We start from the raw sequence: 23,021 nt of genomic DNA, 5'->3' as shown, positions 1-23,021 counted from the left end.
TTTATGTATATATCACAAGCATTTAAGTCATTACACGAATGGTGGCGTTATTTAGCAGGATTAATAATTATTGTCATTGCAGTCATCATTGGGCAAATTCCATTTACTGCTGCGGTTATGATTAAAGCTTTTAAAAATGGGGATAATATATTTCAGTTGGATGAACAGAATATGATGTCTTTATTAGAGCCTAATTTAAATCTGTTTTTAATGCTGTTGTCTTTTGCCATTGGTTTGGTAGGTGTATTCATGGTTGCTAAGTATTTACACAGGCAGCCTTTAATTCAATTAACTACCTCAAGAGAAAAAATTGATTGGAAACGCTTTTGGTTTATTTTTATTCTGTGGGGAATTGTTTCAAGCAGTTTTGTGATTATAGATTATGTGACCTCGCCGGCGGATTATGTTATTAATTTTCAGCTCGTACCATTTATAATACTTTGTATCATTGCCATTTTATTTGTGCCACTTCAAACCAGTTTTGAAGAGTATTTGTTTAGAGGTTATTTGATGCAGGGGATTGGTGTGATTTTAAAGAACAAATGGGCACCGCTATTATTGACCTCATTTACATTCGGCATGTTGCATATTGCTAATCCTGAAGTTGATAAGTTGGGAAATATGATTATGGTTTATTATATAGGAACCGGATTATTTTTAGGTATTATGACCTTAATGGATGAAGGATTGGAACTCTCCTTGGGGTTTCATGCAGCCAATAATCTTTTTACAGCACTGTTAGTGACGGCTGACTGGACTGCTTTTCAAACCCATTCCGTTTTAAAAGATTTGTCAGATCCAACGGAAGCCGGGTTTGTAGATATATTTATGCCTGTATTTATAGTATTTCCAATAATTCTATTAATTTTAGCAAAAAAATACAAATGGACTAACTGGAAAGAGAAGCTATTTGGAAAAGTGGTGACGCCACCGAACGAGATTTTATAGTTAAAGACCTAAACCCACAATTACGTGATACCTAGTTATAATAAAGTACATTTAAAATTTAAGCTGAACGGCGTAAATTATAATCAAGATGATATAAAAGAAGTAGCCTATAGTTTTATTAAAGAAGGCCTGCCTTACGAACAAGCTGTTGGTGATTTTTTGATAGATTGGCTGGATTCTAAAAGCTTTATAAAAGTAAAATCAACAGGAACAACGGGTAAACCAAAACTAATTAAGCTTGATAAACAAGCCATGGTAAATTCCTCTATTTTTACTGGTAATTTTTTTAATCTTGCTCCGGGAGACAAAGCATTGCATTGTCTTCCTGCCAACTTTATTGCAGGAAAAATGATGTTAGTGCGCGCCATGATATTAGGTCTAGAAATTGACCTGATTGAACCTTCAGCTCATCCCGTTTTTAACTCAAAAAGAGCCTATGATTTTTGTGCTATGTTACCTATTCAATTGCAAAATTCTATTGATAAAATAGGTAATTTTAAAAATATTATAGTAGGAAGTGTTAAAGCATCCAATGAACTTATTGATGCCATCAAGGATTTTCCAGTAAATATTTTCGAGTCCTTTGGAATGACGGAAACCGCCACTCATATTGCCTTAAAAGCACTTAATAATTTCAATAAAGAAGGAAATGATTTTTCACAAGATAAATCTGTTTTTAAAACCCTGCCAGATATTTTTGTTTCTCAGGATGAAAGAGGTTGTTTAGTCATAAAATCACCACATCTTTCAAAGCATCCCATTGTAACTAATGATATTGTTAAATTATATTCTGACACCGAATTTGAATGGTTAGGTAGATTTGATAATGTTATTAATTCTGGAGGTGTTAAAATATTTCCTGAAAGTGTTGAAGAAAAGCTGTATGGTAAAATAGATTGTAAGTTTTTTATAGCTTCAGAAAAAGATAAAAAATTAGGTGAGAGAGTTATTATAATTGTAGAAAAAGAATTTGCAGATATAGATACTTCCATTTTTAATATCTTGGACAAATATGAAAGGCCAAAGCATATTTATGCCGTTAAAAAGTTTGATGTGATATCAGAAAAAATTCAACGTAATAAGATTTTAAAAAAGATAGGCGTTATTTAAACTTGTATCACGCCTAAATTAAATTTCTTTTCAATAGGAGCGTGGTTAGCCGCTTCAATACCTATACTAAGCCATTTGCGCGTATCTAAAGGATCAATAATAGCATCTGTCCAAATACGTGCGGCTGCGTAATAAGGGGATACTTGTGCATCGTATCTGTCTTTAATCTTATTAAAAAGGGCTTCTTCTTTTTCTTTGGTAATCGTTTCTCCCTTTTTCTTTAAGGAAGCGGTTTCAATTTGCAATAGTACTTTAGCGGCACTATTACCACTCATTACTGCTAATTCGGCACTTGGCCAGGCCACAATGAGGCGTGGATCATAAGCTTTACCACACATGGCATAATTACCGGCACCGTAACTGTTCCCAATAATAACAGTGAATTTAGGAACCACACTATTACTCACTGCATTAACCATTTTAGCACCATCTTTTATAATACCACCATGCTCACTTTTACTGCCTACCATAAAACCGGTAACATCTTGTAAAAAGACCAGTGGGATTTTTTTTTGATTACAATTGGCAATAAATCGGGTAGCCTTATCAGCACTGTCATTATAAATAACCCCTCCAAACTGCATTTCACCTTGTTTTGTTTTAACTAGTTTCCTTTGGTTAGCCACAATACCAACAGCCCAGCCTTCAATTCTGGCATAGCAGGTAATGATTGTTTTTCCGTAACCAGCTTTATATTCATCAAATTCAGAATTATCAACCAAACGTTTAATAACATCATACATATCATATTGATCAGCCCTTGATTTGGGAATGATACCATAAATATCTTCAGGATTTTCTTTAGGCTTGGCCGGATCAATTCGGTTAAAACCCGCCTTGTCATAATCACCAATTTTACTTATAATATTTTTTATAGTATCTAAAGCATCTTTGTCATCTTTGGCTTTATAATCCGTCACACCCGAAATTTCGCAGTGTGTGGTAGCACCTCCTAAGGTTTCATTATCAACACTCTCACCTATAGCAGCTTTTACCAGATAACTCCCAGCTAAAAAGATGCTTCCCGTTTTATCAACTATCAAGGCTTCATCACTCATTATGGGTAAATAAGCACCACCGGCCACACAGCTACCCATAACAGCACTTATCTGGGTAATTCCCATACTGCTCATGATGGCATTATTTCTAAAAATACGTCCAAAATGTTCTTTATCTGGGAATATATCATCCTGTAATGGTAAATAAACACCTGCACTGTCAACTAAATATATAATAGGAAGTTTATTTTCTATAGCTATTTCTTGAGCTCTTAAGTTTTTCTTGGCTGTAATTGGAAACCAGGCTCCAGCCTTTACGGTAGCATCATTGGCAACTACAATGCATTGTTTTCCTTTGATGTATCCAATTTTTACAACTACTCCAGCTGAAGGGCAACCCCCATGTTCCTGGTACATGCCTTCACCGGCAAACGAAGCTAATTCAATAGATTTGGCTCCCGAATCAAGTAAATAATTAATCCGTTCATGCGCGGTCATCTTACCTTTTGAATGATGTTTTTCAATACTTGACTTACCTCCTCCAAGGTGAACTTTAGCAAGTCTTTTGTTAAGTTCAGAGAGTAAGAGTTTATTATGATCTTCGTTTTTATTGAAGTTGATATCCATTTGCATTTAGTTTGTTGCTAATGTACAAAAGATTCAAAAAATCATTCAAACTATGTTAATTAAATATTAAATAATATTACATGGAAATAGTTTCCTTGGAAAATAAAATAGTTTATTGTACATTTGATTAAATTTTAAACATCATATGAAAAAGATCATTGCTTTCGCAGGAACCAATAGTAAAACATCAATTAATAAACAATTAGTGACGTATTCGGCAAGTTTATTAAATGAGGTTGATGTTACAATATTAGATTTAAATGATTTTGAATTACCACTTTATGGCGTTGATTTTGAAAAGGAACATGGTATTCCACAAAATGCGCATATTTTTTTAGATCTTATAAAATCTTCAGATGGGCTGATGTTGTCATTAGCCGAGCATAATGGTGCCTATTCAACAGCCTTCAAAAATCTTTTTGATTGGATGTCAAGGATTGAGGGAAAGACTTTTTTTGATAAGCCTATGTTATTATTGGCGACTTCTCCAGGAGGAAGAGGTGGTGAATCAGTCTTAAATATTGCGAAAGATAGATTTCCGCGTCACAATGCAAATATTGTTGAAATCTATTCATTACCGTTTTTTGGAAATAATTTTTCTAATGGTAAAATTGTTGACGACGAATTGAATTTGCAATTAAAAAATGCTGTGAAGCAATTTGAGCTAAGTCTGTAAATATGGGAGATTTATCAAAAGATATTAATTCAACATTCGCGAATAATAGAATTAAAGCGCTGTTAAACATATTATACACGGCTAGTTGGATCTCAAATCATCAAAATGATTTTTTTAAATCTTTTGGTATTTCTCCTCAACAATATAATATTTTAAGAATATTAAACGGAGCAGATGAACCCCTAAATGTTCAGGTAATTAAAGATCGAATGATAGAGCGCGCTCCAAACACTACCAGATTAATGGATAAGTTGTGTGCCAAACAATTTATAGAACGTTTGCCGTGTGAACATGACAGACGCGTGGTTAAAATTGCCATTACTGAAAAAGGAAAGAGTCTTTTGAAATCGATACCAGACAATTTTAATAAAGAACTATTAAAAAACTTGAATGAATCAGAAGCAGAACAATTGAGTCAATTACTTGATAAAATGAGATAATAAATATTAAAGAAGGAAATAAAATGAAAATAATACATCATAAGGCTGATAGCAGAGGATTTGCAAATCACGGATGGTTACAAGCAAATCATTCATTTAGTTTTGCCGGTTTTCACAATCCGGAAAAAGTGCATTTTGGGGCGTTGCGTGTACTTAATGACGATATCATTGCTCCAAAAATGGGGTTTGGAACGCATCCGCATGACAATATGGAAATCATAACAATTCCGTTAAAGGGTGTTCTTAAACATAAAGATAATATGGGTGATGAGTGGATTCCTGTTTTACCAGGTGAAGTGCAAGTGATGTCTGCTGGCTCTGGCGTGCAACATTCAGAAATTAATGGGTCTGTTGATGAGCATTTAAGTTTATTTCAAATTTGGATTTTTTCAGATAAACAAAATGTGACACCTCGATATGATCAGAAAAAATTTGATGCTAATGAGCGAAAAAATAAGCTTCAAACCTTAGTGACTTCTATTGATGACACTCACGAAGGAAGTTTAAAAATTCATCAGGATGCCATCATTTCTAGAATTGATTTAGGTGCATCAAATTCATTTGACTATAAATTAAAAAGTAAAAATCATGGTGTTTATATTATGAACATTAGCGGTAAAACACTGATTGATAAGACTGTTTTAGAGAGTAGAGATGCTGTTGGAATATGGGAAACAGATGCTTTTAAAATTAATCCAGAAGAAGATACTAGTTTATTATTTATTGAAGTACCCATGAAATTTTAAGTGTATTTTTTAAATCTTATAATTAAGCATCCTTGATAGGATGCTTTTTTATTAAAAAATACGATATTTGTGTTTCAATTTGCGGAAAGGGTTGAAACTGTAATCATATAATTTGTTATAAAATATATGATGAGGTGTAGAGTCTTTTCCTTGTATCTTAACAAGAATGCGCCTTAACTGAAAAAAGAATATTATTATGGCAATGAACAAAAATACCGTTTTGGCTTGGGCCACAACAATTATGGTGATAGTAGGATTAGGTTTAATAGGACTTGGAGCCTTTAGATATAATGAAGTTGCAGGCTGGGGCTTTGCATCTGTTGGTATTGGTTTTTTTGCCATTGCCTGGGTGTTTAATGCTTTAAAAGGAAGAGTATAATGAGCGACGATAAGAAAGTTATCTTCTCAATGACTGGTTTAACCAAGACCTTTCCAGGAGCAAACACGCCCGTTTTAAAAAATATTTATTTAAGTTTTTTTTACGGGGCTAAAATTGGAATTTTAGGTTTAAACGGCTCAGGAAAATCTACACTACTTAAAATTATTGCAGGTGTTGAAAAGAATTATCAGGGTGATGTTACGTTTTTACAGGATTATTCGGTTGGTTATTTAGAGCAAGATCCAAAGTTGGATGATAGTAAAACAGTGATTGAAATTGTTAAAGAAGGGGCTGCGGAAACGGTTGCTATCCTTGATGAATACAACAAGATAAACGATATGTTTGGCTTAGAGGAAGTATATAGCAATCCAGATAAAATGGATAAGCTTATGGCTCGCCAAGCAGAACTACAGGATAAAATTGATGCTTCAAATGCTTGGGAACTTGATACCAAACTTGAAATCGCCATGGATGCGTTACGCACGCCGGAAGGTGATAAAAAGATAAGTGTCTTATCTGGTGGAGAGCGAAGACGTGTTGCTTTATGTAGATTATTATTACAGGAACCAGATGTGTTACTGCTGGATGAACCTACCAACCATTTGGATGCAGAATCTGTACATTGGTTAGAGCATCATTTAGCTCAATATAAAGGAACTGTCATCGCGGTAACACATGATAGATACTTTTTAGATAATGTGGCTGGATGGATTTTAGAGCTAGACAGGGGTGAAGGGATTCCATGGAAAGGGAACTATTCTTCTTGGTTAGATCAAAAATCTAAACGCATGGCACAAGAAAGTAAAGTAGCATCAAAACGTCAGAAAACTTTGGAGCGCGAATTAGAATGGGTACGACAAGGTGCCAAAGGACGTCAAACCAAACAAAAAGCACGTTTGAATAATTATGATAAGTTGATGAGTCAGGATCAAAAACAACTTGACGAAAAACTTGAAATATATATTCCAAATGGTCCCAGATTAGGAACTAATGTGATTGAAGCCATTGGAGTAAGTAAAGCCTATGGTGATAAACTATTGTATGAAAATTTAAATTTCAAATTACCTCAAGCTGGAATTGTTGGCGTTATTGGACCAAATGGTGCTGGTAAAACAACTATTTTCAGAATGATCATGGGTGAAGAGAAGCCAGATAAAGGAGAGTTTAAGGTGGGTGAAACTGCTAAAATCGCCTATGTAGACCAGAGTCATTCAAATATTGACCCAGAAAAAACGATCTGGCAAAACTTTAGCGATGAGCAAGAGTTAATTTTAATGGGCGGCAGAGAAGTAAATTCCAGAGCCTATTTAAGTCGTTTTAACTTCTCTGGAGGTGAACAAAATAAGAAAGTTAAATTGTTATCTGGTGGTGAAAGAAACCGTCTGCATTTGGCTATGACACTAAAAGAAGAAGGAAATGTGTTGTTATTAGATGAACCAACGAACGACCTTGATGTGAATACCTTGCGTGCCTTAGAAGAAGGTTTAGAAAACTTCGCAGGTTGTGCTGTTGTAATATCACATGACAGATGGTTTTTAGATAGAATTTGTACGCATATTTTAGCTTTTGAAGGCGATTCTCAGGTGTATTTCTTTGAAGGAAGTTTTAGTGAATATGAAGAAAATAAGAAAAAACGACTTGGTGGCGATTTGATGCCTAAACGTCTTAAATATAAGAAGTTAGTAAGATAGAAAAAAAAACCTGCAAAACTGCAGGCTTTTTTTTTTATTAATTATTACCATACATGTGGCCTTCAGTAAAGTCTTTATACTCTTCTTTTTGTTTCGCTATTTCCTCACTTATCTTATCCAATCGCTCATTTTCTTTTTTAAGTTTATAAGACTTTCTTATTCCTAAAATTAAAAGAATTGAAAAAAAGATAACAACCACTATTAAAACAGTTACAATGTCACTCTGTTCAATAACAGTAAATCCTGATAAAAAATTAATAGTATGTTTTAAAAGCATTGTTTGAGCAAATTGCATTATAGCGAATCAAATATAATATTTTTTATTCACTAAATATTGGTCTAGATAGGTTTATACGTTTTAACTAAGAATATGTTAAATTAAAATTTCATATTTAATTAATTTTACGAAATTACCAGATAAATAATATTCATAAAGTAAACGAATGTCAAAAATAAGGGTAAAAAATATTAAAACAGAATTGCTTTCAAAACAATTTTACACATTGAATAAAGTGACTTTTGATTATTTAATGAAAAATGAGGAATGGGTCACTCAAGTCAGGGAATGTTATGATAGAGGAGATGGTGCTGGCATATTGTTGTATAATAAAGAAAAGGGCAGCATTATTTTAACCAGACAGTTTAGAATGCCGACTTATATAAATGGAAATTCAGACGGTTTCTTAGTTGAAATATGTGCGGGTTTATTAGACAAAGACCAACCCGAAGCCTGTATTATTAGAGAAACAGAAGAAGAAGTAGGCTATAGGTTGAAAAGTGTCAAGAAAGTTTACGAAGCCTATTCATCACCTGGTGTTATGACAGAAAAGATGCATTTTTTTATTGGAGAATATTCGAACAACATGAAGGTAAATGCAGGAGGTGGATTGGAAAGTGAGCATGAAGATATTGAAGTGATGGAAATACCATTTAAAGAAGCCATTGAAATGTTAAATTCGGGAAAAATAGAAGATACTAGAACGATTGTTTTACTTCAATATGCAATAATTCATAAGTTACTATGATTTTTTTAAGGCTAATTGCATTTTAATATTGCAACGCTTATAAGGACAATTTTCTTCTACCGGAATCTCGATAAAACCATATTTTTTATAAATATAAATGGCATTTTCAAGCTTTCTGTTTGAATATAAGATGATGGAATTTATGTTGTTTTCCATAGAATACCTGATGCAATGTTGCATAAGTTGCTGTCCTATAATTAAACCTCTATAGCTTGGAGAAACAGCCATTTTTGTTAGTTCAACAATGGAATTTACTTTAGTAGGCATCAAAGCAACAGTTCCTATAATTTGGTTTTCTAACTTGGCAAAAAATATATGCCCCCCTTTATCGATAATATATTTTTTAGGATTACTTAATACCTCCTCATCATAAGGTTCAACATAAAAAAAGGTTTGGAGCCATTCAATATTTAATTCATAAAAAGATGGTATATACTCCGGTTGGTAACTAATTATATTAATTAGCATGGGCTTTAATAAAATCTGTGATTAAATAAGTAATTAATTTGCCTATTTGTTTTTCATTTTCAGTGTTGGCAATAGCTTCACAGATATGTAAATAGCAGGCATTTTCATTCTTGGCAAAAAAATTAATAAATGACCTGGTTTTATTCACACTAAATCCACTTGGAGTCATTGCGCTACTGGAAATGTTTTCAATGGCGTCACAATCAATTTCAATTCCAAAAGGTTTGCCAGAGACATGTTCCAATGCACGCTGTAATTCATTTTTATATTTTAAGTCTTTTCGAATTTCTATAGTTTCAAATGTGTTGTATTGAATTGATTTTATTTTTGAAAAGGATTTAAAAATACTGTCAGATGTATAATTTTCGTGTAATCCAAAAACAAAATAGTTCTTTAGAAAGCCTTCGGCATAAGCATATGAAAAACCATTGCCGCTATGACGACCTTCTTCAGGTCTAAAGTCTGAATGGGCGTCAAAATTAACCACGTTAATAGGAAAGCCATAGGCCAGTGAAGCACCTTTTATATTTCCATAGGCATTATTATGACCTCCGCCAATAACAATAGGTTTTTTCCCGGCTGAAACAATTTGTTCTATAATATAAGTGACATAAGTGTCAATTTTTTTGACCATTTTTCTAGCCTTTAAAACATCTTTTTTCTTTGATTGGTCTAGGCTTGAAACTTTTAGCATTTCAGACGAAAAATCTAAATGTCCTAATATTAAAACCTTATTTGCTTTTGTAAATTGATTATTTTGAATATTTACTAAAAATTTTATTACGGTATTCCAAGTGTTGTAAGTCCCTGTCATTCCGTGATTTGCAAATACGCCAACATCTTCTGGCAAACCTATAATTACATGTGTAACATCCAAATTTTTAAGTTCGTCGTATATGTTAGAAATGGAAGCTAAAAGAGTAACATGTTCTCCAAATTTGGATTCACCTGTACGCTTGTTTAGTAATTTATTTAGTTCTGAATTATTAAATAAAACTAGTTTATCCATTGAATAATTAAATTTTTAGAATATTTAAAAATACAGTTTTTTATTTATTCAAAGTATTAAAAAAACAAGTATAAAATTAAAATTCATTAAACTATTAAAACAAATTAAAATCAAGTAATTATGGAAAACAATGGTAGCAGTAGTATGGGATTAAAAGTTGCACTAGGTATTGCACTTGTCCTTTTTTTAGGTACAGCTTTTTATTCACTAAATCTTTATAACGAAAGTAATAAAACGAAAAAAGATCTTACTGAACAAAAACAATTAGTAATGAATGATTTAAACGCCATGGCAAAACAATATGATGCTGCCATTAGCGAAAACACTATTGCTAAAAACGATTTAATTGAAGCAAGAGACCGTATTCAAGGTTTAATTGACTCTTTAAAAATTTCAGAAACAAACGTGAAAAGTTTATGGAGATACAAACAAAAGTATACTTCACTTCAAAAAGAAATGGATTTATTGTTAGCTGAAAATGAATCATTAAAAACTCAAAATGCTTATTTAGCAACGTCTTTAGATAGTACTAAAGTACGTTTAGAAGAAAGAACTATGTTTACTGATTCTTTGTTATTACAAAACAATGCTTTAGCAGAAGTTATGGAAAATGCTGCTGTTTTATCAGCTGTAGGATTAAAAGTTTTAGGAGTTATTGAAAGAACTTCTGGAAAATTAGTACCAACTGAAAGAGCTAGTCGTGCAGATAAAATCAGTGTTTGTTTTACAGTTGCTAAAAATAAACTGGTACAAGCGGGTGATCAAGAACTTTATATTCAAGTTATAGATCCAAATAGTAATACTTTAGGAGCTAATGAGCAAGTAACTTTTGGAGAACAAACTTTAAATTACAGTATGATTAGTAAATTTAATTATGAAAATACAAGTTTAAATGTTTGTGAGTTTTTAGCACCTACAGATTCAGGTAAATTTGTAAAAGGACGTTATATTGTGAATGTATTCAATGAAAAAGACTTAGTGGCTAATTCAGAGTTTACTCTTAAATGAGAAATATTAAGTAAATAAAAAACCCGAAAGAAAACTTTCGGGTTTTTTTATGTTTAAAAATTAATATAATATTGATTCTCCTTTGATGATCACCTGATCAATATGATTGTCGCCAAAGGCATATGGTAAATAATAGTAGCTCGGAATTTTTTTCGTTATTATTAAATTCGCTTTTTTACCAATGGTTATACTTCCATAGTTATCAGCTATTCCCATGGCATAAGCCCCATTAATGGTCGCGGCATTTATAGCTTCTTCAGGAGTTATTTTCATTTTAATACATGCGGTACTTAGCACAAAATTCATATTTCCACTAGGTGTTGACCCTGGGTTATAGTCAGAAGCTAAAGCCATAGGCAGTCCTGCATTAATAAGTTTTCTGCCTGGGGTATAGGGGATACTTAAAAAGTACGAGCATGAAGGTAAAGCTACAGGCATAGTTAAACTATTTTGTAATGCAGTAATATCTTCATCATTTAATTCTTCTAAATGATCTACAGACAAAGCGTTGTATTTTATGCCTAAGCTAACACCGCCAAAAGCATTAAATTGGTTAACATGAATTTTCGGGATTAAGCCAAATTTTTCACCTGCTTTTAGTATTTGTTCTGTGTCTTCTAAAGAGAAATAACCTTTTTCACAGAAAACATCAATATAGTTAGCCAATCCTTCCTTTGAAATTTCAGGAAGCATGACGTTTATTATTAAATCTATATAACCTTTCTTATCATTTTTGTATTCTAGCGGAATAGCATGGGCACCAAGAAAGGTAGCTTTAATCTCAATGGGAAAGTTTTCCTTTATTCGCTTTATTACTCTTAACATTTTAAGTTCAGATTCAACATTTAGGCCATACCCTGATTTTATTTCCAATGCACCCGTACCCAAAGCCATAACTTCTTTTATACGTTGAATAGATTGCTCATAAAGGGCATCTTCACTGGTGTTTTGAAGGGTTTTAGCGGAATTTAATATACCACCGCCCCGTTTTGCAATTTCTTCATAACTCAAACCATTTATTCTATCTACAAATTCCAATTCTCTATTTCCGGCATAAACAATATGCGTATGAGAATCACAATAAGCCGGCATTACCATTTTTCCAGTAGCATCTATTGTTTTATCAACTGAAATATTTTTAAAATGTACCATACTTCCATAATCAATAATAGTCTCATTTTCTATTAAAAGAAAGGCATTCTTTATTGATGGAAGTGTACTCATTTCTTTACCAGAAATGAATTTAATTTGTGACTCTCTAACTTGAAGTAATTCCTTTATGTTCTTTATAAGTAAAACCATAAAGTAAAAATAAGGGTAATTTATTATAAATTGATGATATTTTTAATTGAAAAAAAATATTCAAAATATGATAAAAATCATTTTAAAATAATATAAAATAAATTTGAAAAAAAAATCGTAAAACCCTTGATTTTTAGGGCTTTTAAAATTTATTTTATATTATTTTAAAGTACATTTGCATTGAATTTATTTCAATTTTTATTTCAATGAATAAGGCAATTTATATTGCAACAAGTGAACCTAATAGTGGTAAATCAATTGTTGCATTAGGGTTAATGAGAATGTTGTTGGGCAAAACAGCTAAAGTGGGATATTTCAGACCCATAATTGATGGTGATGGCTTAGGAAAAAAAGACAACCATGTTAAGACAATACTTTCTTATTTTGATTTAGATATCAATTACAAAGAAGCATTTGCGTTGACTCGCACAGAGTTTATTAATAAAAGGAATGCCGGAAAAGAAGGTGAAATATTTGACACCATTATTGAAAAATATAAAGCTCTTGAAGATAAAAATGATTTTATGCTGGTTGAAGGAACTGATTTTTCTGGAGAAGGTGCGGCCATAGAATTAGATGCAAATATTTTAATAGCAAAAAACTTAGGGATTCCGGCTATTATTGTATCAAGTGGCGTTGGGAAAACTTTAGACGAATTTATAAATGGATTGCATTTAGCTTATGATTCATTTACAGAAAAAGAAGTAAAAGTACTGGCCGTCATTGCTAATAAAGTCCAGGAAGAAAATCTAAAAATTGTAATTGACGGCGTAGAAGAAAATTTACCAAAGGATGTTGTTGTTAATGCAATTCCATTAATCTCATCATTAAATAATCCTACAATTAAAGAAATATCAAAAGCGATTGGAGCCAAAGTTTTGTTTGGTAAAGAATACCTAAATAATCAAACTAGTAGTTTTAAAGTAGGCGCTATGCAGTTACGCAATTATTTAAAACAACTGGAACAAGATTGCTTAATAATCACCCCAGGTGATAGAGCAGACATTATTTTAGGTGCCTTACAAGCTAATATTTCTAGTAATTATCCTTCGGTTTCAGGAATTGTGTTAACAGGTGGATTAATACCCGAAGAACCCATCGTTAAATTAATTGAAGGATTACAACAAATTGTGCCAATTCTGTCAGTTAAGTTTGGAACTTTTGAGGTTGCCAATAAAATTGGTGCAGTACGTTCTCACATGTACGCTGAGAATAAAGATAAAATTATAATTTCCTTAAATACATTTGATAAATATTGTACAGTCGATAGACTGACTGATAAGCTCATTACATTTAAGAATGCTGGTATAACACCAAGAATGTTTCAATATAATTTATTAAAACGGGCTAAGACATCTAAAAAACATATTGTATTACCAGAAGGGAATGATGATAGAGTCATCGCTGCAGCCGTAAGATTGATTCTTATGGATATCGTAGATATAACCATACTTGGTGATAAAAATAAAATTATTGAAGGATTACACCGATTAGGATTAAAATTAGACCTTGAAAAAGTAAATATTATCAATCCTTTGGAGTCTGAGTTATCAAAGGATTTTGCGAATACCCTCTATGAATTAAGAAAAGATAAGGGAGTAACGATTGATATTGCAGAAGATTTAATGAATGATGTCTCTTATTTTGGAACTATGATGGTTTATAAGGGATTAGCGGATGGTATGGTATCAGGAGCTGCACATACCACGCAACATACTATTAAACCAGCCTTACAGTTTGTGAAAATGAAGCCTTCAGTTTCGGTGGTTTCATCTGTGTTTTTCATGTGTTTGGATGATCGCGTATCAGTCTTTGGAGATTGTGCCATCAATCCGAATCCTAATGCAGAACAATTAGCCGAAATAGCCATTTCATCTGCAGAATCAAGTATTGCTTTTGGAATAGAGCCTAGAATAGCTATGTTATCATATTCATCAGGTGCTTCTGGAAAAGGAGAAGAAGTTGATAAAGTGAGAAAAGCTACGGAAATTGTAAAACAAAAAAGACCAGATCTAAAAATAGAAGGTCCTATTCAATATGATGCGGCTGTTGATATGGGCGTTGGAAAAAGTAAAATGCCAAACTCTGAAGTCGCTGGTCAAGCTACGGTTTTAATTTTCCCTGATTTAAACACAGGAAATAATACTTATAAGGCTGTGCAACGTGAAACCGGAGCTATAGCCATCGGACCAATGCTGCAAGGTTTAAATAAGCCAGTAAATGATTTAAGCAGAGGCTGTACAGTTGATGATATTTTTAATACCGTAATTATCACAGCTATACAAGCGCAAGGAATTTAAGTATGAATATATTAGTAATAAACTCAGGAAGCTCATCCATAAAGTATCAATTAGTACAAATGCCAGACGAAAAAATAATTTGTTCTGGAATGGTAGAAAGAATTGGATTAGATAACGCTCAAATACATTATAAAACAGACACTCATAAAACAGAAAATGTAACTGAAGTTCCTAATCATAAAGTGGGTCTTGAAAAGGTGGCTGCTTTATTGATGGATGCTAAAGTTGGTGTGATTAAAGATGAAAGTGAAATTCATGCGGTAGGCCATCGTGTAGTTCACGGCGGAAGTACATTTTCAGAAACGGTAATTATTAATCAATCTGTAAAAGATAAAATAAAAGAATTGTTTGCTTTGGCTCCTTTACATAACCCTCCCAATTATGAGGGTATTGAAGTGTCGGAAGCCATATTCCCATCTGCCACTCAAATTGCAGTTTTTGACACGGCGTTTCACCAAACTATACCTATTGAGGCTTATAAATATGCTATTCCCAATGAATTTCTGACGGAGAAAAAAATTCGTCTTTATGGTTTTCATGGCACGAGTCATAAATATGTTTCTGAAAAAGCAAAAGAAACCTTGCCAAATAACAGTTCAAAGTTAATTACTATACATTTAGGCAACGGGTGCAGTATTACGGCAGTGAAAGACGGAAAAAGTGTGGATCACTCCTTAGGTTTTGGACCTATGAATGGTCTTATCATGGGTACCAGAAGTGGTGATATTGATCAATCCGTCATCTTTTATCTGGTAAATTCTTTAGGATATTCTTTAGATGAAGTGAATACACTATTGCAAAAGAAAAGCGGCATGCAAGGTCTAACAGGATTTAGTGATTTAAGAGATATAGAAGCAGAAGCCGCTAAAGGAAATGAGAATTGTCAATTAGCTTTACTCATGTTTGCCTATCGGGTAAAGAAATATATTGGATCATATGCATCCGTTTTAAATGGTTTGGATGCTATTGTTTTTACAGCTGGAGTAGGAGAGAACTCTATTTTAATTCGCAAAATGATTTGTGAGAATATGAATTATTTAGGAATAGAGCTAGATAAGGAGAAAAATAACGTTAAAGCACGTGAAATTACAGATGTGAGTTCCATGCATTCAAAAGTAAAAATTTTAGTGATACCTACAAATGAGGAAATTGAAATAGCTAGACAATCTTATAAGTTAATGGGATAAATAACTTCGATTTAAAAACATATTTCTTTTATAAGAAATTTAATGTAAATTAGCTGTGCCTTCCTAAGCATTATAATTTACAAATCCATTTGAATCCGACTCTCTCATATTTAAATTCATTTATCGCTGTGTCTGAAGAAACTTTTGAGAAGCTTCAAAAGATTTCGTCGTTTAAAGTTGTAGAAGCTAATACTCCTATGGCTAAGGCCGGTGAGGTAGCTAATAAAATATATTTGCTCGTTTCTGGGCTTATGCGTGTTTATTTAAGTTCTGAATCCGGAAAGGAATATAACAAGAATTTTTTTATGCCACTAAGTTTTGTTGGTTCATTTACGTCCATAATCAAAAAACAACCCTCAAAATTAACCTATGAAACACTTACTGATTGTAAGTTATATGAAATTGATTTTAATGAAATAGTCAGTCTTTGTCAACAGGATATTGAGATAAGTAATTTATATAATAAGATATTAGAAAAAATATTTATGTCCTATGAAGAACGACAACTTGAACTTATTTCTATGGATGCAAAACAACGTTATCTGCAGCTTAAAAAAAGACTTCCTAATATAGATTTTATGATTCCGCAATATCAAATTGCCTCTTATTTAAGTATAACTCCTGTTCAATTAAGTAGAATTAGAAAAACACTAAACATTAACCCTTAACATTTGTTAATGAAATTAATGATACTTTAGAATATATTAGCAGCGATTTCCTTATAAGCTAAAAAGCAAAAGGACTGATAACTAACCAACCAAAAAAAACAGGTAATTTAAATTACCTGTTTTTTATTGAAATTATTTTAGTTTAAATTTTATTGCATTTGAATCACAATAAATTCTGTACGTCTGTTTAACTGATGGTCTTTTTCTTCACAGTTAATACTGCCATCACAACCATTCAATAATATTCGTTCACCAAATCCTTCATATTTTGTAATTCTAGAAGCATCAATACCTTTTGAAATTAAATAATCATTGGTAGCCTTAGCTCTAGCCTGTGATAACCAATCATTAAATTTTATTGTGCCTCTGGAATCTGCGTACGATTCAATTCTAATAATCATATTAGGATAATCCTTTTGCATCATATTTACTATTTTATCTAATTCCAATGCGGCATCCTTTCTAATATTATACTTTTCAAAATCAAAATAGATGGTATTTAATTCAGCCAAGACAAAAACGTCTTGTACTGGGTTCAATGATAAATTAGTAGTAATACTAGTCGTTGATTTTGGAACGTTTTTAGAGGTGAACGTTTTCGAATCATCAACATATTTTGTTTGGCTACTTACAATTTTGTAATCAGCATCTCTATCAATATTAATTTCGTAATGACCATTTTCATCCGTTTCTAAATAGGCAATTTGATTATTATTTGCATCAAATATGGTGATTTTTGCACCTATAACAGGTTTATTGTTGATAATATCAGTAACAGTGCCTTCAACTTTTAAAGGTAAAATTCTGTTGTATGCATAGATGTCATCACTACCAACGCCTCCATCTCTATTGGATGCAAAAAAACCACTGGTTCCATCTTCACTCATAAAAAATGAAAAATCGTCTTTACTAGAGTTTACAGGAACTCCTAAGTTTAAAACACCAGTTATTATATCATTTTGGTCTTTAGTGGTGACGAATATATCTAATAAGCCTAATCCCTGATGCCCGTTTGAAGAAAAGAATAAAACGTTTTCATTATTTATAAAAGGGAAAACTTCATTTTTATCTGTATTGACAACATTTCCAAGATTTTGTGGGTCTCCGTAAGTGCCATCACTTTTTAAATCTACATAATAAATATCTGATCCACCAATACCTCCATGCCTATCTGAAGCAAAATATAATTTTGTATTATCACTATTTAATGACGGATGACCGGTCGAATATTCATCATTATTAAAAGGAACTTCTTCAATATTATCCCAAATGCCATTGATTAAAGAGGCCTTGTAAATTTTTAAATTACTAATACCTGCTTTGTCTTTTGCTAAACCATTTTTATTATAATTATTTCTTGAAAAATATATGGTTTTACCATCATTAGTCATAGTTAAAGGGCCGTCATGGTATGTTGAATTGATTTTACCCTTTATTTTTGATTTATGATCTACTATAGTATCATTTTCTGCTTTTACATAGATATCTAAAAAAGGCTCTTTATTCCAGCCATATATATGTTTGGTAGATACACCTTCATCTCTAGATGAGGTAAAATAAGTTAAACCATTATGAACATAAGCACCAAAATCACTAAACTTAGAATTGAACTTTACATCTTTTAAAAAATACTGTTGTTTTGTGTTAAAAATGGTAGTTATAAAATCTGCATCTTTTAAAAATTTATTATTATCAATTTTACCACCGGCATCTTTAAATTTTCTCAACCATATTCTAGACTCTTTATACTCTTTTATGCCTCTTAAAGCTTGTGCATATTTATAATAATATTCTGTAGGTACATTATTTTGTTCAACAGCTTTCTTATAATATACTGCCGCACTATCTGGATTTCTCATATAGGCATAGCTATCAGCTAATTGCCTAACAGAATAGTCTTTATTGAAATCCTTTTCAATTAAGTCTTTATATACCTCTGATGCATCTACAAATGAAAATTTATTAAATAAACTATCTGCTTTTTTTTGCTTACCATATTGAGCAAAGACTGTAAAGTTAATCAGAACAATAATGTAGATTAGTATGTGTGTTTTTGATTTCATGGGGTATTAGTTTCAATTTAAAAAGACCAAGGTTTTTTAAAATAAGTTCTTTTGAAATTATAGGTTATTCCATTTTAACAACAATAAATTGAGTTCTTCTATTTAACTGGTGATCTTTTTCTTCACATTTTGCTCCATCTTCACAACCATTAGTCAGCCTTCTTTCACCAAAACCTTCATGTTCTGTTATTCTTGATGGATTAATTCCTTTTGATATTAAGTATTCATAAGTGGAATTAGCTCTGTCAATAGATAACTTATCGTTATAAGACAGTTCTCCTCTTGAATCGGTATGTGATTCAATTCTTATGACCATATCCGGATAATCATTCTGCATTAAACTCACAATTTTATCGAGTTCCAAGGCGGCATCTTTTCTAATATTATGTTTGTCATAATCAAAATAAATGGTATTTAATTCAGCAAGTTTTATAACATCCTGTACTGGATTTAATAACAAATTAGCCGTAATGGTTGTCAGTTCAGTTTGTAAATACTTTGAAGTAAAGGTCCTGTAATCATCTATATATTTTATCTGACTTCCAACAATTTTATAATCTTGATTTCTGTCAATGTTTATTTGATAAAAACCATTTTCATCAGTGACCATATACGCTATCTGTTCTTCTTTATCATTAAATAATGTAATAATGGAGTTAGCTATAGGTTTGGTATTTATAGCATCACTTACTATACCTTCAACTTGTAATGTTGGAACTCTGTGGTAGGCGTAAATATCATCATCACCGCGACCTCCGGTTCTATTGGATGCAAAATAGCCTGTAATCCCATTAGGATTCATGCTAAATGAAAAATCGTCTTTATTTGAATTAATTGGGATTCCTAAATTTATGACATCAACAAATTCGTCATTTTCACCTTGAATAGTACCAAAAATATCTAACAGGCCAAGTCCCGGATGCCCGTCTGATGAAAAGAAAAGTGTGCCTTCATTATTAATAAATGGAAAACCTTCAGATTTTTTTGTATTGACAACGTTTCCTAAATTCGTTGGTACTCCTAAAGTACCGTCTGCCTTTATATCTACTACATAAATATCAGAACCTCCAAAACCTCCAGGCCAATCTGAAGAAAAATATAATTTAGAATCATCTTTATTTAAGGCAGGATGCTGTGTGGAATATTCACTATGGTTAATAGATAAATCTTCAATATCGGTCCAAATACTATCTCTTAAGGTTGCTCTATAAATTTTCATATTGCTAATACCTTTTTTATCTTTTGAAAGACCATGTTCATCAATGTTATTTCTGCTGAAATACATGGTGTTCCCATCTTTTGTAATGGTAACTGGACCATCATGATATATGGAGTTAACATCGCCTTTTAATTTGGCAGTATGATCTACATTTCTTTTGGTTCCAACATCAGCTACATATACATCTAAAAACGGTTGTTCATTCCAGCCATAAAGTCGCTTTACAGAAACACCTTCATCTCTGGAGGAAGCAAAATAAATTTTACCATTCTGTTCAAATGCGCCAAAGTCACTAAATTTTGAATTAAACCTTACTTTATCTAAAAAATACTGTTGTTTAGCATTAAAAACACTCGTAATAAAGTTCACATCCTTTTCAAAATCATTAGCATTAATAACCCCTCCGGAATCTTTAAATCTTTCCAACCAAATTCTAGAGTTTTTATAATCTTTGATTCCTCTTAAGGCTTGGGCGTAACTATAATAATACTCAATAGGCACATTAACTTGTTCAACAGCTTTTTTATAATATCTAGCGGCATTTCTTGGATCTCTTAAATAGGCATAACAATCTGCTAAACGTCTTGTTGCATAATCTTTATTATAATTGTTTTCAATAAGTTCTCTATATTCATTCGCCGCTTTAACAAATGAAAATTTATTAAATAGGATATCTGCTTTTTTTTGTTTCCCATACTGAGCGAATACAAAGACATTGACCATTAACAGGACACCAACTAATATGTGATTTTTAAATTTCATAATTGTTTTAATTAGAAGTATCTAGGTGATTTTAGTTTAGAACTTAAGAATTTAAACTCATAAATTAACAGTATTTCATGTGTTCCGGAAGTATAACTGGCAATATCTGAGATAGGTTTTTCATACGCGTAACCAATGCGTAATTGTCTGGATATTTGAAAATCTACAATACCACCAATTGCAGAGGTTTGTTCATTTATTCTATAAGAACCACCTAGCCATAATTTCTCATTAAATAAGAAGTTAGCCGTTAAATCATAGGAAGCAGGAGCTCCATTAGTAGCCTTAACTAAGAATGCCGGTTTCAATTTCACACTTTTATTTAAGTCAATGACATAACCACCTGTAAAATAATAGCTAATACGTTCTAAAGCAGCATAATCTTTACTTGTATTATAGTCTGTATTTAAAATTCTAGGAGCTGATAAACCTAAATACCATTTATTGGAATGCCAGAATACACCAGCACCAATATTTGGACTCCAACGATCTTCTTGACCATAAATAAGTGGATCATTAATATTACTGTCATCAAGTCTAAATTCAGTATCAAAACTAAACCCAGTAAACCCAGCTTTTAATCCAAATGCCAATCTAGAATCCGTTCCAGTTGGAATAGTATATGAAAAGTCGCCATATAGATATGAGAAATTTTGTGGTCCTAAATCATCTTCTATAAAAGAAAGGCCTAAACCTATTCTATCATTCCTAAGAGGTGTATGAATAGAAAGAGTTTGTGTAATAGGACCACCTTTGAAGCCAACCCACTGGCTTCGGTGTAAACCAACAATACTTAATGCCTCTCTACTTCCTGCATAAGCAGGGTTTATAGAGATTGTGTTGTACATGTATTGTGTGAATTGCGGTAACTGTTGTGCAATTCCCACACTACAACTAAACAACGCCAAAGCAACTATATAATGTTTAATGAGTTTCATAGGTTACTGTTTTATTTGGTTCCGATGTAAACTGGTCCGGTAAAAGGATTCAATCCACTGTCTTTTAAAATTATAATGTAATAATAGGTTCCGTTAGGTAATTTCGAAGCATTACCAATTGCTCCAGACATTGCTTTACCATTCCAGTCGTTTTGATAATTATGGGATTCAAATACTAGCGCACCCCAACGATTGAATATTTTCACATCTATTACAAATCCGCACAATTCAACTCCATTAATTTCGAAGTTTTCATTCCATTGATCTCCGTTAGGTGTAATTGCTTTTGATATAATAACGTCTTCGCTACCGCAAGGTAATACAGTACACTCAGCGTTAATATTCATAGAGACATAGGTCACACTAACACATCCAAAATCAGTTGTGGCATATTTGAATAAGTAATCAATTCCTCCAGTTCCTGGTTTGAAATCTAAACTCAGTTCTAATAATGTAGGATTAAATATATTACCTTCAAGAGTTGCGTCTGTATTTCCTTCAAGCATTTCCCAAACGCCTGTTAAGTTGGTCGTTTGCAAATAATCATTTAAATTGACAATACCATCATCATAACATTTGTCACCGGCAGTTATTTCAGTAATAACTTCATCTAATGTTACATGCAATGTTTGTGTATACGTGTTTTTATTTCCACAGGCATCACTTACTGTCCATGTTCTAATTATTTCATAATCGTCCAATATAGCTTCATCAAACGAATTTGTTTCATCAAAAACAACATCTACATTTGAAGAACAGTTATCTGTAAACTTAAGACTCGGTATCTCTGGAACATTTGAACAGCTTACTGTAAGGTCTGTATCTAAATCTGAAGTTAATTCAGGTGCGGTTGTATCTATAACGGTTATAGTTTGAACCACAGAGCTTGTATTACCGCAATCATCAGTAAAGGTCCATGTGCGAGTAATAATAACATTACAGGGATTTGAATTATCTAAAGTATCCACACCGCCTACAGTAATATTACCTGCGCAATTATCTACCGCAGTTAAATTTCCGGCTACAGGAACATCATCTATACATTCAAATGTAATATTTGCAGGAGCATTTGGAGCTACAGGGGCCTTGGTATCAGAAACAATTATAATCTGAGTGTGTGCTATAGTTGAACCACAATTATCATTAACTGTCCATGTTCTTTTTAATTCATATGAAGAAGGACAATTTCCGTCTGTTCTTTCTTCACTATAAATAACATCTACACTTCCACAACTTGTTGAAGCTGTAAGAATTTCTGCTTCTGGCACACTATCACATTCAACAGCAATGTCTGTAGGAAGATTTTGTTGATCAAAAGAAACAGATGTTGCAGGAGTTACCGTAAATGTAGCCGTATCCTGACCAGACTCACATAAGTCCGTTATATTATAAGTTACACTAGTAGCACCACCATCACATAATACAGGAGCGGTAAGCGCACTAATATCAGTAGCCTG

21 protein-coding genes are annotated in these 23,021 nt (G+C 32.3%); 12 read left to right on the top strand and 9 right to left on the bottom strand.

Going from position 1 to position 23,021, the window contains the following annotated elements; all coding sequences use genetic code 11:
• Positions 1-3 precede the first annotated feature (3 nt).
• Together V8G56_RS11850 and V8G56_RS11845 are read left to right on the top strand one after the other, a co-directional pair.
• Positions 4-948: a CPBP family intramembrane glutamic endopeptidase gene (locus tag V8G56_RS11850; protein ID WP_395438670.1), complete on the top strand. Its 945-nt coding sequence runs from the start codon at positions 4-6 to the stop codon at positions 946-948.
• Positions 949-972: 24 nt separating this feature from the next.
• Positions 973-2,058 (top strand): AMP-binding protein, encoded by a 1,086-nt coding sequence (locus V8G56_RS11845; RefSeq protein ID WP_395438669.1) that lies wholly within the window; start codon positions 973-975, stop codon positions 2,056-2,058.
• On the opposite strand, the gene V8G56_RS11840 is transcribed toward V8G56_RS11845, so the two are convergent.
• Positions 2,055-3,683, bottom strand: coding sequence for an acyl-CoA carboxylase subunit beta (locus V8G56_RS11840; RefSeq protein WP_395438668.1), 1,629 nt, complete (start codon positions 3,681-3,683; stop codon positions 2,055-2,057). The genes V8G56_RS11845 and V8G56_RS11840 overlap by 4 nt on opposite strands.
• 145 nt (positions 3,684-3,828) lie before the next feature.
• Between V8G56_RS11840 and V8G56_RS11835 the strand changes: the two genes are divergently transcribed.
• The 5 genes from V8G56_RS11835 to ettA all read left to right on the top strand — a co-directional run bounded on the left by V8G56_RS11835 (position 3,829) and on the right by ettA (position 7,615).
• Positions 3,829-4,359: an NADPH-dependent FMN reductase gene (locus V8G56_RS11835; protein ID WP_395438667.1), complete on the top strand. Its 531-nt coding sequence runs from the start codon at positions 3,829-3,831 to the stop codon at positions 4,357-4,359.
• Positions 4,360-4,361: 2 nt separating this feature from the next.
• On the top strand, positions 4,362-4,799 hold the full coding sequence (locus V8G56_RS11830; protein WP_395438666.1) for a MarR family winged helix-turn-helix transcriptional regulator: 438 nt from the start codon (positions 4,362-4,364) through the stop codon (positions 4,797-4,799).
• Positions 4,800-4,822: 23 nt separating this feature from the next.
• On the top strand, positions 4,823-5,545 hold the full coding sequence (locus V8G56_RS11825; protein ID WP_395438665.1) for a pirin family protein: 723 nt from the start codon (positions 4,823-4,825) through the stop codon (positions 5,543-5,545).
• Between the two features lie 202 nt (positions 5,546-5,747).
• Entirely contained in the window at positions 5,748-5,924 is a 177-nt protein-coding gene (locus V8G56_RS11820) for a CAL67264 family membrane protein (RefSeq protein WP_395438968.1), read from the top strand.
• The gene (ettA, locus tag V8G56_RS11815; RefSeq protein ID WP_395438664.1) at positions 5,924-7,615 is read left to right on the top strand and encodes an energy-dependent translational throttle protein EttA; all 1,692 of its coding nucleotides are present in this window, start codon (positions 5,924-5,926) and stop codon (positions 7,613-7,615) included. Before V8G56_RS11820 ends, ettA begins: the two co-directional genes overlap by 1 nt.
• A gap of 37 nt (positions 7,616-7,652) precedes the next feature.
• Here the strand turns inward: ettA and V8G56_RS11810 are convergent, their stop codons facing one another.
• Positions 7,653-7,892 (bottom strand): FtsL-like putative cell division protein, encoded by a 240-nt coding sequence (locus V8G56_RS11810; protein ID WP_395438663.1) that lies wholly within the window; start codon positions 7,890-7,892, stop codon positions 7,653-7,655.
• A 166-nt stretch (positions 7,893-8,058) separates the two neighbouring features.
• Between V8G56_RS11810 and V8G56_RS11805 the strand changes: the two genes are divergently transcribed.
• Complete coding sequence (locus tag V8G56_RS11805; protein WP_395438662.1) at positions 8,059-8,640, top strand: NUDIX domain-containing protein; 582 nt, start codon at positions 8,059-8,061, stop codon at positions 8,638-8,640.
• On the opposite strand, the gene V8G56_RS11800 is transcribed toward V8G56_RS11805, so the two are convergent.
• Together V8G56_RS11800 and V8G56_RS11795 are read right to left on the bottom strand one after the other, a co-directional pair.
• A complete protein-coding gene (locus tag V8G56_RS11800; RefSeq protein ID WP_395438661.1) occupies positions 8,635-9,108 on the bottom strand; it encodes a GNAT family N-acetyltransferase in 474 nt (157 codons plus the stop codon). The two genes, V8G56_RS11805 and V8G56_RS11800, sit on opposite strands and share 6 nt — an antisense overlap.
• Positions 9,098-10,117: a formimidoylglutamase gene (locus V8G56_RS11795; protein ID WP_395438660.1), complete on the bottom strand. Its 1,020-nt coding sequence runs from the start codon at positions 10,115-10,117 to the stop codon at positions 9,098-9,100. Before V8G56_RS11795 ends, V8G56_RS11800 begins: the two co-directional genes overlap by 11 nt.
• A 120-nt stretch (positions 10,118-10,237) precedes the next feature.
• On the opposite strand from V8G56_RS11795, the gene V8G56_RS11790 reads away from it, so the two are divergent.
• Complete coding sequence (locus V8G56_RS11790) at positions 10,238-11,125, top strand: chromosome partitioning protein ParA (RefSeq protein ID WP_395438659.1); 888 nt, start codon at positions 10,238-10,240, stop codon at positions 11,123-11,125.
• 60 nt (positions 11,126-11,185) lie between these two features.
• Here V8G56_RS11790 and hutI read toward each other — a convergent pair whose 3' ends face one another.
• Positions 11,186-12,427, bottom strand: a complete 1,242-nt coding sequence (gene hutI / locus V8G56_RS11785; RefSeq protein WP_395438658.1) for an imidazolonepropionase — start codon at positions 12,425-12,427, stop codon at positions 11,186-11,188.
• A 206-nt stretch (positions 12,428-12,633) separates the two neighbouring features.
• Between hutI and pta the strand changes: the two genes are divergently transcribed.
• The 3 genes from pta (at position 12,634) to V8G56_RS11770 (ending at position 16,582) form a co-directional block, all read left to right on the top strand.
• On the top strand, positions 12,634-14,727 hold the full coding sequence (gene pta, locus V8G56_RS11780; RefSeq protein WP_395438657.1) for a phosphate acetyltransferase: 2,094 nt from the start codon (positions 12,634-12,636) through the stop codon (positions 14,725-14,727).
• A gap of 2 nt (positions 14,728-14,729) precedes the next feature.
• Positions 14,730-15,914 carry an acetate/propionate family kinase gene (locus V8G56_RS11775; RefSeq protein WP_395438656.1) on the top strand — a complete coding sequence of 395 codons (1,185 nt, stop codon included), beginning with the start codon at positions 14,730-14,732 and terminating at the stop codon, positions 15,912-15,914.
• 128 nt (positions 15,915-16,042) lie between these two features.
• A complete protein-coding gene (locus tag V8G56_RS11770) occupies positions 16,043-16,582 on the top strand; it encodes a Crp/Fnr family transcriptional regulator (RefSeq protein ID WP_395438655.1) in 540 nt (179 codons plus the stop codon).
• 149 nt (positions 16,583-16,731) lie between these two features.
• On the opposite strand, the gene V8G56_RS11765 is transcribed toward V8G56_RS11770, so the two are convergent.
• The 4 genes from V8G56_RS11765 to V8G56_RS11750 form a co-directional block, all read right to left on the bottom strand.
• On the bottom strand, positions 16,732-18,645 hold the full coding sequence (locus tag V8G56_RS11765) for an OmpA family protein (protein ID WP_395438654.1): 1,914 nt from the start codon (positions 18,643-18,645) through the stop codon (positions 16,732-16,734).
• A 64-nt stretch (positions 18,646-18,709) separates the two neighbouring features.
• Positions 18,710-20,626 (bottom strand): OmpA family protein, encoded by a 1,917-nt coding sequence (locus V8G56_RS11760; protein WP_395438653.1) that lies wholly within the window; start codon positions 20,624-20,626, stop codon positions 18,710-18,712.
• An 11-nt stretch (positions 20,627-20,637) separates the two neighbouring features.
• On the bottom strand, positions 20,638-21,564 hold the full coding sequence (locus V8G56_RS11755) for a PorP/SprF family type IX secretion system membrane protein (protein ID WP_395438652.1): 927 nt from the start codon (positions 21,562-21,564) through the stop codon (positions 20,638-20,640).
• A gap of 11 nt (positions 21,565-21,575) precedes the next feature.
• Positions 21,576-23,021: gliding motility-associated C-terminal domain-containing protein (locus V8G56_RS11750; RefSeq protein ID WP_395438651.1), on the bottom strand; the 1,446-nt coding region annotated here is incomplete at its 5' end.

The organism is Gaetbulibacter aquiaggeris (assembly GCF_044003965.1).
Taxonomy (GTDB): domain Bacteria; phylum Bacteroidota; class Bacteroidia; order Flavobacteriales; family Flavobacteriaceae; genus Yeosuana; species Yeosuana aquiaggeris.
This window is presented reverse-complemented; position numbering and strand designations above follow the sequence as displayed.